Here is a 15488-nt window from a genome sequence, read left to right as displayed (position 1 = left end):
TCTCGGACACTCAGGCGCGCTTGCGTAGACGCGGATTCATCATCAGGTAAAGCGCGTCGACCACCGCGTTGATCACCAGCATCAGCACGCAGAACACCATCGCGATACCTTGGATCAGCGGTAGATCGTTCGCTCGAACCGCTTGGATCATCAGGTTGCCGATTCCCGGAAAGCCGAAGATCATCTCCACCAGCAACGCACCGCCGAACAGAAAACCAAACTGAACACCGATCATCGTCAATGCAGGCAGCGCCGCGTTCTTCAACATATGGCCCCATAAGATGCGTTGCTCGCTGACGCCGCGCAGCCGCAAGACCCCGACATACGATTCGTTACGCTGATCCAGCAAGCTTGATCGCAAGACGCGAATCACCAAGGGCGCGAAACCGAAAGCCAGCGACAGCGATGGCAATACGAGATGCTGAGCCGCACTCCACCATGCACGCGGATTGGCCTGCAACAGGAAATCAATCAGTAGAAAGCCCGTTGTGTGGGGCATTGGCAAACCATCTCCCAGTCGCCCCGAAAACGGCAGGATCGGCAGATATACGCCGAGCAGCGCGATCAACAACAATGCCCACAGGAACGACGGCACGGACTGCATTACCACCACACCGACGCTGACCGGGGCCTCTCCCCGGCCACCGGTCACCGAGTACGCCAGGACCCCACCCGGAATACTGATAAGCAGCGATACCAAGAGCGCCGTCAAACAGAGCTCCAACGTGGCCGGCAGCGTCGCGCTGATCAGGGTGCTGACCGGCTGCTGGAACGAAATGGACGACCCCATGTCGCCGTGGACGGCGCGCCAAAGCCAGATACCGAATTGATTCGGGATGGGTTGATCGAGCCCCAATTGGTGGCGTAGCGCCGCGGCGTCGGCCGGCGTTGCGTTTGGCGGCAGCATCATCCCAAGGGGATCGGCCGGAATCAGGCGCAGCACGACGAAGACGATCAGTGCCAGCGCGATCAACGTCGGAATGGCGGACATCAAGCGGCGTGACAACACCGAGGTGACGAGCGTCAGCATGAAGCACCTCCCGATGTTGCCGCGGATGTACCGCTTTCCGGCAGCGCGATGACCTTGCCGGGGTTTAATATATTGCGCGGATCGATGGCGCGCTTGATGGCGAGCATCGCGGCCATGGCGCCCGCATCCCGTGTATGGCCGAGATAGCCGCGCTTCTTCCTCCCGATCCCGTGCTCCGCGGACACGGCCCCGCGCCAACGACGCGTGATGTCGTAGACCATGGCATCCACCGCCTGCTCCAATCCGGGCGGTGGCGCCGGATGATGCGCGATCACATGCAGGTTGCCGTCGCCAAGATGGCCGTAGAACAGCGTCGTGATGTCTGGCCAGCGCATCTGCAATGCCGCCGCGCATTCCGCCGCCACTGCTTCCAGATCCACGATGGGAAAACTGATATCGAAGCCGATGAGACCGGGCATCAGCACCGGAAATTCCGCGGTCGCGTCCCGTACGCGCCATAACGCCACGGCGTCCGATGTCGACGCCGCCAACACCGCGTCCTCGATGACGCCCTCGTCCATCAATGCGGCAAGCAAGACCTCGACATCCTCCGCATGACGCTCTGGGTCCGTGCCCTCGCTTTCCAACAGCACGTGAAACGCATGTGCGCCGTGCAACGGCGCCTTGAGGCCCGATACCCGCGTCGTGACAAAATCGTAATAGCTCGGCCACATGACTTCAAAGGCGGATACGCCGCCGCTCAGGTGCGACCGTGCGCGCGCCAGCAAAGTGGTCACCGCCGCGAAGCTCGGCAAGCCGCACCAGGCAGTGGCAATCGCACGCGGACGCGGTGCAAGCCGTAGCACGGCGCGCGTAATGACGGCCAGCGTACCTTCACTGCCGATCAGCAGCTGCTTCAAGTCGTAGCCGCTGTTGTTCTTCACCATCTTGTGCAGATCGGAGACGATGGTGCCATCGGCGAACACGGCCTCCAGACCCAGCACGCTTTCGCGCGCCATGCCGTATTTAATGACACGGTTTCCACCGGCGTTGGTCGCGAGGTTGCCGCCTATCGTGCAACTGCCACGCGCGCCAAGATCAAGCGGCATCAACATGCCGGCCGCCTCCGCCGCCTCCTGGACACGTTGCAAGATCGCGCCAGCCTGTACCTGAATCGTGGCGGATACCGTATCTATTTCCTCGATGGCTTGCATCCGCTCGAGGCTCAGCGCCACTTCACCGCCCAGGATATTCGCCCCACCCGCCAGGCCGCTTAACCCCCCCTGCGTCACTACTTTCTGATCATGTGCATGGCAAAACGCCAACATCCTGGACAAGCTGTCCACCGAGCGAGGCCTTAATACCGCGATGGGCGCGACACCGTGCGTATCGCTCCAATCCCGAAAACGTCGGCTTCCGAGCGCACTGCCCGACGTCACTTCATCCACGCCGAAAGCGTTGATCAATATGTCGGAAAAAGCCGCGGTACCGGCATGCGCCTGCATCGCGGCATCCAACGGGGTTGACGCACCATCCAACCGTTCACGTCCTGCACCGGGAAAAACCGCCACCGTGGTCTTGTCAACATGCGTCATCGCAACGCTCCAGCGGCGTCTGTGGCGTCGCGCGCATCCTGCATCGCCGCGCACGCCTGGGACATGCCCTTGCGCGCGGCATCGATATCACTGCACGCGACGACCCAGTCGAAACCCGCACGCCATTTGGCCACAGCATCATCGAGGCGTGTCGTAAAAATACCGCATGGCTTGCCATGGGCATGGGCGGCGCGAAGCACCCGCAGGCAATCCGCTTCAACGCGCGACTGCAGTTCCGGCCGATCACCCTGATCGAGATCGCGATAGTCGCCATGCGACATCGCCAGATCGCCGGTACCGATAAAGAGATAGCCGAGCCCCGACACCGCGGCAATGGCCTCGACATTCTCGACACCGTACCGGGTTTCGATCATTGCTCCCACCGAAGACCACACGCCATCGTCACGCATCATCCGCGTGCCCCCCAGCAGCGGTCGCACACCGCCTGCCGAGCGCGTGCCGACCGGCGGATACCGCGATGCACGGACTGCGGCCTCGGCCTGTTCGATGGTCTCGACCATTGGCACCAGCACCGAACACGCGCCCGCATCCAGTGCCTCCGAAATCGCCCCCGGCGTATAGTCCGCGACGCGGACGACCACGGGCACGCGATGGCGCGCGATACCGACGGCCGCCTCCAGCGCCGTCCGCTCCCATAGCCCGTGCTGACGATCGAGAACGATGCAATCCGGATGTGCGGTCAATCCGATTTCCACCATGGCGGCACTACCGAGCATGAACCAGGCGCATGAGATCGGGCGCATCAACGGGGTAAGCGCGGCGCCTGCCCCCGCCGTGCCGCCTGCCGACAAAACGGTCCCGCCGGCGGGCATCAGATCAAACAACTGTTGAAGCGACATCGGAGGCCGCATCACATCGCTGTGCATCGACAACTTCCTGTATTGACCATGCCTCACCGCATGCCGCGTGCAAGCGCGAACAGGTTGGCCTAAGCACAGTGCCATCCATTTGAAATATACATTCTGAATTCAGATTATTCGCATCAAAATCCAGCGTCAAGTCTTTCCCTGCGTTTTTAGCGGATCGAACGCACGCAAGACAATACCCCCGACATGGAAAACATTCTGAATTCCGTTTAACATCACTCTCGTTATTTCACTGATCACGGAGAAGGCAATGCAATGCTGCTTGTTCCTGGAGGCGCGACCAAGTAACGATTCCAACGGCGCGACCACTGTCATGGATGCCACGGCGTTGCATCGCGCGGTTTCGGAAATATCCGGCGGCGTGCCGGGTTTGCTGAAACTGATTGTGCACACGCCGGTGCAAGGCGGCGCGAATGATCCTTATCTTCACAACGAGATACCCCCTGCATGCACACTGCAATGGTATTTCGATGACCTCGACCGCCTGGAAGCGGCATGTCGCGACGGTGGTCCGATTGCGACCATACTGAAGCGAGCAGGCACATTCGGTCTCGATGGACATGCATGGGTCCAGCAGACGATGGCCGTCCGGCGTTATGGCGTACCCGAACCGGCAACCGGCAACACGGCCCCCGGTGCACCGGCACAATGCACTTATATGGTCAGCTATGAGGGACCAGCCGACGATATGAACGCCTGGCTGCGGCATTACATCGACAGCCATCCGCCGATCATGGCCCGCTTCCCAGGTATCCGCGAGATCGAGATCTACTCTCGCATGGACAGTTGCAATACCTTGGACGTGGCCTTTGTCACGCCGATGCAGCGAAACAAGGTTGTCTTCGATTCACCAGCGGCGCTCGATGCGGCGCTGGCCTCGCCGGTGCGTCATCAGATGCGAGCCGACTTCAAAGAATTTCCGCCCTATCAAGGCGCAAATCACCACTTCCCGATGCACAGTGTGGGGCGTGTCTACAGCGCGTGATTTTTAGATGCTGCTGCAGCGCGCCATGAATCCCCTTCAATGCCGGTATTTTTGTGAACCATTTGACCCTGCCTTTTCAGCCCTCTATTGTCGTTCATTCCTGCAATAAAGATGCAAAGGGCAGACAGATGGCACATGCAAATAACAGTATGTCGAGCTCGGTGACCTGCTCTGGCGGAAAATGGAATCTCGTCGTTGCCCTCTGTTTCGGCGTGATCGTGACCGAAGGTTATGATTCCGCCGTAATGGGTGCCATCGTTCCGGCGTTGATGCATTATGGTCCGTGGCAATTGGGGCCGGCCGAAATTGGCGCAATGAGTAGCGCGGCGTTATTCGGTACGTTGATCGGCTGCTATCTGATCAGCGTCATCGGCGACTTCGCCGGACGCAAGCCATTGTTGATCGGCTGCGTTACGCTGTTCTCACTGTCGATGGTGGTGTCCGCGCTGGCGCCGAGCCCGTTATTCTTCACACTGGCGCGCGGCGTTGGGGGGCTCGGCCTTGGTGGTGTCATCTCGGTCAGCGCCGCCTTGACCGTCGAATTCTCGTCCCCTGAACGCAAGAACTTCAATTTTGCCTTGATGTATTCAGGCTATTTCGTCGGTGCTTTGCTGTCGGCGCTCGTGGCGCTGTTTTTCATGGAAAAGTACACATGGCGCTTCGTCATCGCAGTAGGCGGCCTGCCACTGTTGTACTTGCCGGTGTTGTTGCGCTTGCTGCCGGAATCGCCGCTCCATCTGATCTCGCGCGGCCGCGTGACCGAGGCGCGTGAGATCGCCAGGCATCACGGACTGTCGTTGGAGTCGCTGGTGGCATCTAACCATGCGGAAGCCGACAAACCAACGATTGGCCGCTTGTTCCGCGAGATATTTCTGTCAGGCAACTTCTTCGCCACCACGTCTTTCTGGATTGCGCAAATTGCCGCCGTTCTGAATCTCTATGGGATCGGCACCTGGTTGCCCCAGATCATGCGTCAGATGGGCTATAACTTGGGGTCAAGCCTGGCGTTCCTGGCGACGTTCATGCTGGGCTCGGGAATCGGCGGCATCCTGATTGGCCGATACGCCGACCGGTTCGGGCCACGCAAATCCGTCCTGCTGACCTATACATTCGGCGCTGCCTGCCTCATCGCGCTATCGATGAAAAGCGGGATGATCGTGACGTATTGCCTGATAGCCCTTGCCGGCCTAGGTACCGGCGGCGTTGCAATGGTACAGCTCGGGCTGATCGCGAATTACTACGCGCCCCATGCGCGAGGAACCGCCACGGGTTGGGCGGCCGGCGTCGGTCGCTTTGGCGCGATGGCGGGCCCGCTGGTCGGAGGTTTTATCCTGCGCCAGGAAATCAACGTTGCATGGAACTTCTATATTTTCGCCGCGGCCGCGGTCTGCGCCGGCATCGCGACGTCAATCGTTCCGCCACGAAAGGCAAGCGACGAAGAAGCCACCGCCGTTGCAGCGTTGCAGCGTGGTTGATATCGCATACGCGACGCATTTCTCACGCGCTCGGTTGGCTGCGGACATGACATCGACCCTGTTGATAGCACCACATGGTACCCGCGGTCCACGGCACATGCGCATGGAAACGTCTTGCCGCTTAACGCGCTTTGCCGTTGCCGACGGGTGCGTTTGACAAGCGTCCGCCCCCCGCTGCAAGGATCGTATCGAGCAACATCATCGCCTCCCCACGGTCGGGCAGGCTCTCGGTGATGACGTCTAGCCGGCCATCGATTTTCAGCATCGCGAACCCGTGAGCAAGTGACCATGCGGTAACCAGTCGTGCTGCCCGATCTATCGGCAAAGTGCCATCGACCGTGGGGTGTGCATCCACCGCATCACGAAGCACCGACGATGCCGCGGTCATCGCCGCACTCAGGCTTGGCCTCTGCAAATCGAGGCGTTCGCTACGGAACATCAGAACAAACAGCCCGGGATGATCGATCGCAAACGCGACATACGCTCGCCCCAGTGCCGCCAGTTTTTCTTCCACCGTCTCCGCAACCTGCACCGCATCGAGAAGACGTCGCTCGAATCGTCGGAATCCGACAGCCGCCAATTCGCTTAGCAGTCCTGCAACATTCTCGAAGTGATTCTTTGGTGCTGCATGAGAGGCGCCGGCTTCGCGCGCCGCCGCGCGCAACGTCAGTTGGTCGATGCCGTCCCTTGCGAGTATTCGCTCGGCGGCCTCCAGCAGCGCTTCGCGCAACGCTCCATGGTGATAAGGACGTTCACGACGTTCGGTTGATCCGCGTCGCTTGGTGGCGATCATCCCCTGTGTCGGTTTGTTCACGCTTCTCCACCTTACATATTGACATCGTCAATTTTAGCTTGACGCGCCACAAAAGCCTATCTAATCTTAATATTGTCACTGTCAACATAGATCGCCAAATGCCTATTCCATAGGATCTGCCACGCATGGCAGCTTTCTCGCCTTACGTCCATTGTCGGAATTTCTGGCGGTATATCCCCAAAGGGCGCAAGTCACCAACATTACAGCGTCACTACCCTCGCCGGCTTGCACGAATACTGTCCAGCGCGCACACAAGGGGGTACGCAATACTCTTTTCAGAGGTCAGGTCGCCATGATGAATAAAGCGCGCGTCACAGCCCGATTCGAGGGCGATTTTGTGGTGTTTTTAATTGGCATGCGCATCAATGCGCCTCTTAAAGTACACAAATGGCTACCGGTCACGGCAGCCATGCCGCGGATGATCAAAGAGCTCTCGCGTCAACCCGAGTTGGGTTTCCTGCACGCGGAGATGTGGTTGGGCCGCACCACGATCATGGTGCAATACTGGCGTTCGAGGGAGCAACTGCTGGCCTATGCCAAAGATCGCAAAGCCGCCCATTTACCCGCCTGGCAGGCCTTCAACAAGGCGATTGGAACGGACGGATCAGTCGGCATCTGGCATGAAACCTATATGGTGTCGCCAGGTCGACATGAGAATATCTACGTCAACATGCCGCCGTTTGGCCTCGGAAAGGTTGGCGTCCTGCAACCAGCGACAGGCGGCAGACAATCGGCGGCAGGTCGCCTGCGCGGCGACTGAGGCATACCGCGCGTCGCCCGCGATGCCATGCTTACGGATAAGGCATGTTTGGCGGGATGCCAACGAACAGTGACCCGGCACCGTCATACACCGCTTCGTTGAGGAAGGCGTGTTGCGTCACCACCATCGCGTCGCGTACCATTTTTTGCAGCGGATGCTTGCGATAAATCGCGGCGATGCCACCCAGGCGATGCGCTTCCTGCACGATATCGGCGCAGGTACGCGCTGCGTGGACCGCGCTTAATCGCAGCAGATTGGCCTGTTCCTGCGATACTGGATCGCCTGCCAGAATCGTTTCCCATGCGGATTCGGCAGCATCGTAGAAGAACGCGCGCGCGCCATGCCATTGTGCTTCAGCCTTGGCCAGCGCGCTGCGATAATAGGCGCGATCCGCCAGACGCGGCGCACCCGTGGTCGTCTTCGTGCCACCGGACATCTCGATGATCTTGTCGAGCGCCGCGCGAGCAATCCCCACGTTGCAGGCCGCATGCACTTGCGCCTGATACGACACCGCCGGATAGCGATACAGCGGCTCATCGATCAGCGCGGAGGTCCCGCGTGTGAACGTCCAGGGGTCGGCAACGAACTGACCCGTTGCTTTCAGATCATGGCTGCCGGTGCCTTCCATGCCAAACACATCCCAGTTATCGACGATCTCCAGCGTCCCCGCGCGAAACACCGCGGTCAACGGCTTCCCGGCCGCCGCGCCGCCCCCGCTCGCCGCGGTCCCGCCAATGCCCACACCGTGCCAGTCCGCGCCCTTGCAGCCACTGGCGAAGTGCCATTGCCCACTGACTTGCCAGCCACCCTCGACACGCTCCGCCGGTTGCAACGGATATAAGCCGCCGGCGAAGACCTGGTCCGGTCCGGTGCGATAGATCGCTTCCTGCGTGTCCAACGGCAACGCCGCCAGATAGACGTTGGCGGAACCGAACGCGGCGACCCACGCCGTCGATCCGTCGACGATCGCGATCTTCTCCAGAATACGGAGGAACTCCGCCGGTGCCCTGGCATCGCCGCCGAACCGTTGCGGCGTGCTGGCGCGATAGATACCTGCGCGCTTCATCTGCAGAACCATATCGCGCGTCACATGGCCTCGCTCGTCGAATTCGTCCCGGCGCGCGCGAACCATCTCCAACAGATCCGTCAGCGGCAATGCGCCCAACGTTGCAATCACATCGCCCGGATGCGCACCATCGCCCTGCGCCATCGCTTGATATCCGTCACGTGCGGTCATCGTCGTCTGCTCGCTCAAAGTAAGGTCAAAACACGGCGGAGAAATCGCATCGAGATCGGGTTCCGGCACCGTGGCGGTTACTACGGAATAACGATAGAATTTGGCGGCGCATGCGTCAAATTCACACCAATAATGAAAACCATGAAAATGAATCATCCCTCATTTCACGAGATACCGGATTTGAATCTGCTGCGGGTATTTCTGACAATTTGGGATACGGGTAATTTGACGCTTGCTGGCGAACGGCTCGGTTTGACGCAATCCGCGGTCAGTCACGCCTTGCGTCGCCTCCGCACGCTGTTCGATGATCCCTTGTTCGTTCGCGCACCCTCCGGTGCCGCGCATGCGATGGTGCCCACCACGGCGGCCAAGCGCCTGCACGATCCGGTAGAGGCTGCCTTCTCATTAATCGATCGCGCCCTCCAGGAGCACGGTGACTTCGATCCACAACGGGTCCAGCGAACATTCCGACTGTCGATGTCGGACATGTCCGCTTACTACCTACTGCCAGCACTGCTCGCGCTTCTGGAAAAAGAGGCACCTGGCGTGCGTCTTGATGTTACCCAGTTGTCGGTGGAGGCGCTCGGAATGGCCATGCGCGCGGGTGAGATCGATATCGCCCTCGGATATTTGCCCGGACTGCATGAGGAATGCCGACGAAGGGTATTGTTCAACGACGATTCCGTCTGCCTGGTGCGCCGCGATCATCCCGTGCGAGAAGACACGCCCAGCGTCGATGTCTTGAACCGCTTGCATTATCTCTATGCCAGCAGTAACACCACGGGACACTACCTAGCCGAACGGATGCTCAGCGAGCACGGCCTTGACCGCAACTTCGTCGTGCGGCTGCCACATTTCACGGTGGCGCCGGAAGTGATCCGCAATACCGATCTGGCCGTGATCTTCCCCCGTAGCATCGCTGAGCGCTTCAATCATGGCGGCGAGTTTCGACTGCTTACCCTCCCTTTTACCCTACCGAGTATCGACGTCCAACTGTATCGCCACGAACGCTTCGAACGCGACACCGGGATCACGTGGCTGTACGACCAGATCACGACGTTGCTCACGCCGGCGGCCGCGTGAACCTGTCGCGCGACAAGAGCGCGCGTCCAACGACATGAGGCCAAGAACGGCCCCCACAATATCGGCAGTTACTGTCGATAGCTCGTATCGATGCGATCCAGACGACGTATTAGCGCGTCGAGCACTTGGTCACCGCCACGGAAACGCGGATCGTACTGAAGCGCATCCTTCGTCGATTGCGCACTGATGTCGTGATGCACCGGGATGATGTTGCCACGCATCGAATGCGTCGCAACCTGAATTTCACAGGCGCGATTCAGCGTCCAGATCAGCACGAATGCGTGACCCAACGTCACACCATGCGACAACAGCCCATGGTTGCGCAGGATCATCAGGTTCTTGTTTCCCATCGAGGCGATCATCCGCGACTTCTCGCCGTCATGTACCGTCGTGCCTTCGAACGTGTGATACGCAATCTTGTCGTGCAACTGCGACGAATAGATGTTGTGATCGACCAGCCCCTCCTCCATGCACGCCACGGCCACGCTCTCCGTCGTATGAATGTGCATCACGCAATGCGCGTCGGGCACGGCTTCGTGCACAGCACTGTGGATCGTCAGGCCAGCAGGATTGACCGGATACGCACTGTCGCTGAGGATATTCCCCTTCAGATCGATCTTGACCAGGTTTGACGCGGTGATTTCATCATAGGCCAGGCCGAACGGATTGATCAACAACTGATCTCGCTCACCCGGTACCCGCAGCGTGATGTGGTTGAAAATCAGCTCGTGCCAACCGATCATGAAAAACACCCGATACGTGGCGGCAAGCCGCAACCTTGCCTCCCACTCCTCGGCGCTGCAATTGATCGGCGGGGAGATGGCGGTGTTTTGATCGCGTTGCATCGGGGGTCACTCCTATAAATACATTCTGAATTCAGTTAATGCGGGCGTGATGATACGCCATTGCCATGCAGCGTAGGACCATCAGCCGCGAAGAACAAATCGATCAAATATCCCACGCCCTATAAGTAGCCTTGATATTTGCCGTGCGTTCCAGCCGGCTTGCACTATCGCGGCCGGCGTATCTGCCCGTTGCGCGGTGCGATCGCCCTCCGGCTCATACCGGTGCGGCAACCCGTATATACGGGCTTCCAGTGTATGCGGCATCCTGTACTGTCACACGATTGCCGGCCCGACCACTTCGGTGATTAACTCCCGGAACCACGTGTTACCGTCGTCGGCGGCGAAATGGGCGTGCCAATGCAGGGTCACCTGCACCGCCGGCAACGGCACGGGCAAATCGAAGATATCAAATGCGCCACTGCGCTGGAAAATTTGCGCCAGCCGCCTCGGAATGGTGGCGAGATGATCCGTGACCGCGAGCACCGCAGGCAGCGACGCAAAATGGGAGAGATCCAACGCCACATTGCGCGTCACCCGACGGGCACGCAAGGCATCATCGATACCCATATGGCTATGTTCCAGCGAGTTGACGCGCACATGCGATGCGCGCAGATAGTCCGCGAGTGGCATGATGCCGATGCTGCCCGTCGACTTACCGTCCGAATGCGACGTCGCCAATGCCGTCGCGGCGATGCGCCCTTTTGTGACCGTACTGCCGCCCGTCCGTTTTGCGCGACACATGCAAACGTAGTCTTCCTCGAACAATACCGCACTCTCGGTCTGCATCAGCAATTCCGGCAGGTGACCAATCGCACAATCCAGCCGGCTGCTGCGCAAGCGCTCGCCGATCAACGCGATGGGCGTGGGCACCACCTGGATCGATACACGCGGCGCCCGTTCCTGCAGCACCTCACATACGCGTGGCAGATATCCCAATTCACCGGCATCGGATAGCGAAAGCCGAAACGTCCGGCTGCTCGTCACCGGATCAAAGCGCTCGGCATAGCGGAATGCCTCGCGCACCGTCTCCAGGGCCCGCGACACGATTGCCGACACCTCCAGCGCGGTCGGGGTGGGCTGCATGCTCGAACGCGTCCGGATAAATAACGGATCGTCGAACAACGTTCTGAGACGGCCAAGGGAATAACTGACGGCGGGCTGCGACAGCCCCAGGCGCTGGCCCGCCCGCGTCAAGCTGCCCTCCTCGATGATCGCCTGGAAGACGCGCAGCAGGTTCAAATCGACGTGGTCAATAGCATTCATGGCGGCATCCGGTGGGTGGGTGCAACATAGGCCGGGGTCCGACAGTCCGGCATGTCTCGTCTATTTATGGGACGGCGTATTGGGTTTATGGGACGGCGTATTGGGGGCATCAAATAAATTGAATTTATTTACCTATCCATTTTTTATAGATTTGACGGATTTGTCAAACCTTCCTAACCTAGGTCCTCAAGCCGTTTCGCGATACAGCGAAGGAAGCACACCATGACGTCCCCCAGCCTGTCCCCCGTTCTTCGTTCCCCGTCCGCGACGGCGAACGTGCCTGCACGCATCGCGGTACGCGTTGATCAGGTGATCGACGAAACCGACGACATCCGGGTGTTCCACATCAGCCGGGTAGACGGGACGCCGTTCGATGCCTATGAAGCCGGCGCGCATGTCGACGTCATCCTGCCGGACGCACCAGTACGCCAATATTCGCTCTGCGGCCAGCCTGCCAATCGGCAAACGCTGTGCTTCGCGGTCAAGCGGGAGGCGCATTCTCGCGGCGGCTCGCGTGCCATTCATGAACGACTCACCGTTGGCAGCAAAATCGACGTCAGCGTTCCGCGCAACCTGTTCCGGCTCAGCGATGGCGCACGCGAGCATGTGTTGATCGCGGCCGGCATCGGCATCACGCCATTGCTCAGCATGGCGTATCACTTGTTGGCACTGCCCGATTCCACCTTTACGCTGCATTACTTCGTGCGCTCCACGGCGCAAGCGGCGTTTGTACCGCTGCTGACGTCCGAACCGTTCGCCAGGCACGTCGTGATGCATGCAGGCGTGGCGCCCGAGGCACTCGACGACGAATTGGCGAAGATTTTCCAGAGATGTGGTTCGGATGCACACGCCTACACCTGCGGCCCTGGTGCATTCATGGATCACGTCATGGTGGTGGGCGAACGCACGCACCCGGCGGATAACCTGCATCTCGAACGCTTCAGCGCCGAGCCCGCACCAATGGTCGCGGATACCCCCGCACCCGGCGCTTTCGACGTCGTTCTGGCAAATAGCGGACAACGGGTGACGGTAAGCGCCGGGACAACGATCGTCGATGCCCTGGCCGGCATCGGCATCGAAATCGACACGTCCTGTGGGGAAGGCATTTGCGGCACCTGCATCGTCGACGTCGTCGATGGCGAACCGGATCATCGCGATCACTGCCTGAGTAAAGCGGAACGCGCGGCGAACAAGACGATTTGTTGTTGTGTATCACGGGCGAAGAGCGCCGTGATCACGTTGGACATTTAAGGTTTGCCCCCGTAGCCCCCCACTGCGGGGCCTTTTTTCCGAGAGTTGAATAATGAGCGATTCGTCCCTTCACATCATTGATTGCACGGCGCTGAAGGATCGCGGTGCCATGCACGCTCGCGCCGGCACCGACCGGATCGCCCCGTCGATGTATCACGATCCGGCGCTGTTCGAAGCTGAGCTCGAGCACATCTTCTACAAGACCTGGATCTGGGTAGCGCATGAAAGCGAAATCCCGAACGTCGGGGATTTCCGGACGACGACCATCGGCCGTCAACCCGTGATTGTCGTACGTGACAAGACTGGTCAAGTGCGCGTCTTGCAGAATCGTTGCCGCCACCGTGCGGCCACGGTCTGCGAACAACACAAAGGCAACGCAAAAGGTTTTACCTGCCCCTACCACAGTTGGAGCTATGGCCTCGATGGTGCCCTGCGCGCACTGCCATACGGCGATGGCTATGAAGGAGTGATAGAGAAAAGCGAACTGCCACTGGTCAGCTTGCGGGTGGGCATGTATGCCGGACTGATCTTTGCAAGCTTCAACGAAGACATCGAACCGCTGGAAGATTTCCTCGGCGGCGCAAAACCGTGGATCGACCTGTTCATGAAACAAGGCGCGGGCTATCCGGTGAAGGCAAACGGCGAGCACAAGTTCAAGTTCAAGGGCAATTGGAAAATCCAATTGGAGAACACGACGGACCTTTATCACTTCCCCGTGGTACATAAGTCATGGTTGAAGTCGATCGATGCGGAAACCGAGAAGATCGTCACCAGCTTCATGACCGACGACGGGGCATTCTGCCGTGGCCTCGGTAATGGTCATAGCCTGGCCGTATTGATGCCGAACCTGGTGGACCTTGACAAGGACGATGGCGCGCCGCTGCCGGAACGCTTCACGCCGCTGATCGAGAAGCTGTCCGGCAGGCATTCGCCGGAAGCAGTACGACGCATCGTGCGGTCACTGCTCGGCGTGGGATTCAACCTGAACCTGTTCCCGAATCTGGCGTTATCGATGGCGTTCTTTCGTGTGCTCCGTCCCCTCTCGGCCGAGGAAACGGAAATTCGTCACGTCGCGCTGGGCATGGATGGCGGACCGGACGAGGCAAACCAGGAGCGCCTGCGCATTCACGAACACTTTCAAGGCCCGTTCGGCTTCGGCAGCCCGGACGACGCCGAAGCGTGGGAACGGGTGCAGCGCGGTGCCCATGCCGGCCCCGACGTGCCGATTCTCGTTAATCGCGGCCTGAATCGCGAAGCCCGGTCGGACAATGGCGAAACCACCGCGCACTCCACCGACGAGACGGGCATGAGAGAGGCGTACAAGATGTGGCGCAAGATGATGGAAGATGGTGAAGCCGCGGCGGCAGCGCGTTCGGGCGGCACGGAGAAAGCGTAATGAACAACAATGACATGACGATAACCGCGACCTCCGCCGCTTTTGCCAGTGCGATTGAATTGATCTGGCGCGAAGCCGAACTGCTGGACAAGAAGGACTACCATGCCTGGCTTACGCTGTGGACCGAAACCGGCCATTACACGGTGCCGATCGACCAGCAGACCACGGACTTCGCCAGCACGTTGAACTACGTCTACGACGACCACGTCATGCGCGGCCTGCGCGTGGAGCGAATGACGTGTGGCTTCTCCTCTTCGGCAAGCGACGCGGCGCGTACCGTACGTTCGGTGTCCCGCTTCACGAAGGGCGGCGAGCCCGACGCCGACAACATTATCGAAGTGCGCTCGGCGCAGATTGTCGCGGCCTGCAAGCGCGGTGTGACGACGATGTTCGCGGCCGACCTGACACATCGCATCGCCCTGGGTGTGGCACCCGGTGACGCGAGAATCGTCGACAAGGTGATTCGCCTGGTCGACTCGGAAGAAGCACTGAACGCCATCGGTTTCCTGCTCTGAACCAACGATGCCGACATTGCAGATTCACCTTGCGCAGGGTCATGACGCCTCGCAGAAAGCCGCGCTGATCGCGGCCCTGAGCCACGCCACCGTAGAAGCGCTGACGGTACCAATCGAATCCGTGCGCATCATGATTGAAGATTATGCGGCAATCGATCACGGTGCGGCAGGCAACGCGGTCCCCGCCGCCGCGTCGCGCGCCGAAGCGCCATCGCCCATTGTCTTCGCCTTATTGATCGCCGGTCGTACGGCGGCGCAAAAGGCCGCCTTGATCGCGCAGATCGATCGCGCCTGCGTCACCGTGCTCGGCGCCACCCGTGAGCCGAGCCGCATCTTCATCAAGGACATCCCGAATACCGATTTCGGATTGGCGGGCCAGACCGCGCGGTCGCTGGGTCGATGACGCATAGGA

General features: G+C 59.9%; 15 protein-coding genes. 8 read left to right on the top strand and 7 right to left on the bottom strand.

Annotation, left to right across the window (positions count from 1 at the left end; translation table 11 throughout):
• Positions 1-10 precede the first annotated feature (10 nt).
• From SJQ66_RS20880 to SJQ66_RS20870, 3 genes are read right to left on the bottom strand one after another with little or no spacing between them, the layout of a single operon-like run.
• Positions 11-1030 carry an ABC transporter permease gene (locus SJQ66_RS20880; RefSeq protein WP_036007960.1) on the bottom strand — a complete coding sequence of 340 codons (1020 nt, stop codon included), beginning with the start codon at positions 1028-1030 and terminating at the stop codon, positions 11-13.
• Positions 1024-2565 (bottom strand): FAD-binding oxidoreductase, encoded by a 1542-nt coding sequence (locus SJQ66_RS20875; RefSeq protein WP_024902279.1) that lies wholly within the window; start codon positions 2563-2565, stop codon positions 1024-1026. Before SJQ66_RS20875 ends, SJQ66_RS20880 begins: the two co-directional genes overlap by 7 nt.
• Positions 2562-3452: an HpcH/HpaI aldolase family protein gene (locus SJQ66_RS20870; RefSeq protein ID WP_253462913.1), complete on the bottom strand. Its 891-nt coding sequence runs from the start codon at positions 3450-3452 to the stop codon at positions 2562-2564. Before SJQ66_RS20870 ends, SJQ66_RS20875 begins: the two co-directional genes overlap by 4 nt.
• A gap of 250 nt (positions 3453-3702) precedes the next feature.
• Between SJQ66_RS20870 and SJQ66_RS20865 the strand changes: the two genes are divergently transcribed.
• Together SJQ66_RS20865 and SJQ66_RS20860 are read left to right on the top strand one after the other, a co-directional pair.
• Positions 3703-4437 carry an EthD family reductase gene (locus SJQ66_RS20865; RefSeq protein ID WP_320535244.1) on the top strand — a complete coding sequence of 245 codons (735 nt, stop codon included), beginning with the start codon at positions 3703-3705 and terminating at the stop codon, positions 4435-4437.
• Positions 4438-4565: 128 nt separating this feature from the next.
• Positions 4566-5912, top strand: a complete 1347-nt coding sequence (locus SJQ66_RS20860) for an MFS transporter (RefSeq protein WP_024902276.1) — start codon at positions 4566-4568, stop codon at positions 5910-5912.
• A gap of 121 nt (positions 5913-6033) precedes the next feature.
• Here the strand turns inward: SJQ66_RS20860 and SJQ66_RS20855 are convergent, their stop codons facing one another.
• Complete coding sequence (locus SJQ66_RS20855) at positions 6034-6726, bottom strand: TetR/AcrR family transcriptional regulator (protein WP_024902275.1); 693 nt, start codon at positions 6724-6726, stop codon at positions 6034-6036.
• 292 nt (positions 6727-7018) lie between these two features.
• Between SJQ66_RS20855 and SJQ66_RS20850 the strand changes: the two genes are divergently transcribed.
• On the top strand, positions 7019-7486 hold the full coding sequence (locus SJQ66_RS20850; RefSeq protein ID WP_024902274.1) for a DUF4188 domain-containing protein: 468 nt from the start codon (positions 7019-7021) through the stop codon (positions 7484-7486).
• A 31-nt stretch (positions 7487-7517) separates the two neighbouring features.
• Here SJQ66_RS20850 and SJQ66_RS20845 read toward each other — a convergent pair whose 3' ends face one another.
• A complete protein-coding gene (locus SJQ66_RS20845; RefSeq protein WP_046152900.1) occupies positions 7518-8696 on the bottom strand; it encodes an acyl-CoA dehydrogenase family protein in 1179 nt (392 codons plus the stop codon).
• A 168-nt stretch (positions 8697-8864) separates the two neighbouring features.
• Between SJQ66_RS20845 and SJQ66_RS20840 the strand changes: the two genes are divergently transcribed.
• Complete coding sequence (locus tag SJQ66_RS20840; protein WP_024902272.1) at positions 8865-9806, top strand: LysR family transcriptional regulator; 942 nt, start codon at positions 8865-8867, stop codon at positions 9804-9806.
• A gap of 68 nt (positions 9807-9874) precedes the next feature.
• On the opposite strand, the gene SJQ66_RS20835 is transcribed toward SJQ66_RS20840, so the two are convergent.
• Positions 9875-10651, bottom strand: a complete 777-nt coding sequence (locus SJQ66_RS20835) for a class II aldolase/adducin family protein (RefSeq protein ID WP_024902271.1) — start codon at positions 10649-10651, stop codon at positions 9875-9877.
• 273 nt (positions 10652-10924) lie between these two features.
• Positions 10925-11914: a LysR family transcriptional regulator gene (locus tag SJQ66_RS20830; RefSeq protein WP_320535243.1), complete on the bottom strand. Its 990-nt coding sequence runs from the start codon at positions 11912-11914 to the stop codon at positions 10925-10927.
• Between the two features lie 222 nt (positions 11915-12136).
• On the opposite strand from SJQ66_RS20830, the gene SJQ66_RS20825 reads away from it, so the two are divergent.
• The 4 genes from SJQ66_RS20825 to SJQ66_RS20810 are packed head-to-tail and all read left to right on the top strand — an operon-like array spanning position 12137 to position 15479.
• Positions 12137-13165 (top strand): PDR/VanB family oxidoreductase, encoded by a 1029-nt coding sequence (locus tag SJQ66_RS20825; protein WP_081764790.1) that lies wholly within the window; start codon positions 12137-12139, stop codon positions 13163-13165.
• Between the two features lie 52 nt (positions 13166-13217).
• On the top strand, positions 13218-14561 hold the full coding sequence (locus tag SJQ66_RS20820) for an aromatic ring-hydroxylating oxygenase subunit alpha (RefSeq protein ID WP_024902268.1): 1344 nt from the start codon (positions 13218-13220) through the stop codon (positions 14559-14561).
• Positions 14561-15076 carry an aromatic-ring-hydroxylating dioxygenase subunit beta gene (locus SJQ66_RS20815; RefSeq protein WP_024902267.1) on the top strand — a complete coding sequence of 172 codons (516 nt, stop codon included), beginning with the start codon at positions 14561-14563 and terminating at the stop codon, positions 15074-15076. The genes SJQ66_RS20820 and SJQ66_RS20815 overlap by 1 nt, the downstream gene beginning before the upstream one ends.
• Positions 15077-15083: 7 nt before the next feature.
• Positions 15084-15479: a tautomerase family protein gene (locus SJQ66_RS20810; RefSeq protein WP_024902266.1), complete on the top strand. Its 396-nt coding sequence runs from the start codon at positions 15084-15086 to the stop codon at positions 15477-15479.
• Positions 15480-15488 lie beyond the last annotated feature (9 nt).

This window comes from Robbsia andropogonis, from assembly GCF_034047095.1.
GTDB classification, from domain to species: Bacteria; Pseudomonadota; Gammaproteobacteria; order Burkholderiales; family Burkholderiaceae; genus Robbsia; species Robbsia andropogonis.
Note: the sequence above shows the minus strand (reverse complement) of the source record. Positions and strands in the feature narration are given on the sequence as shown.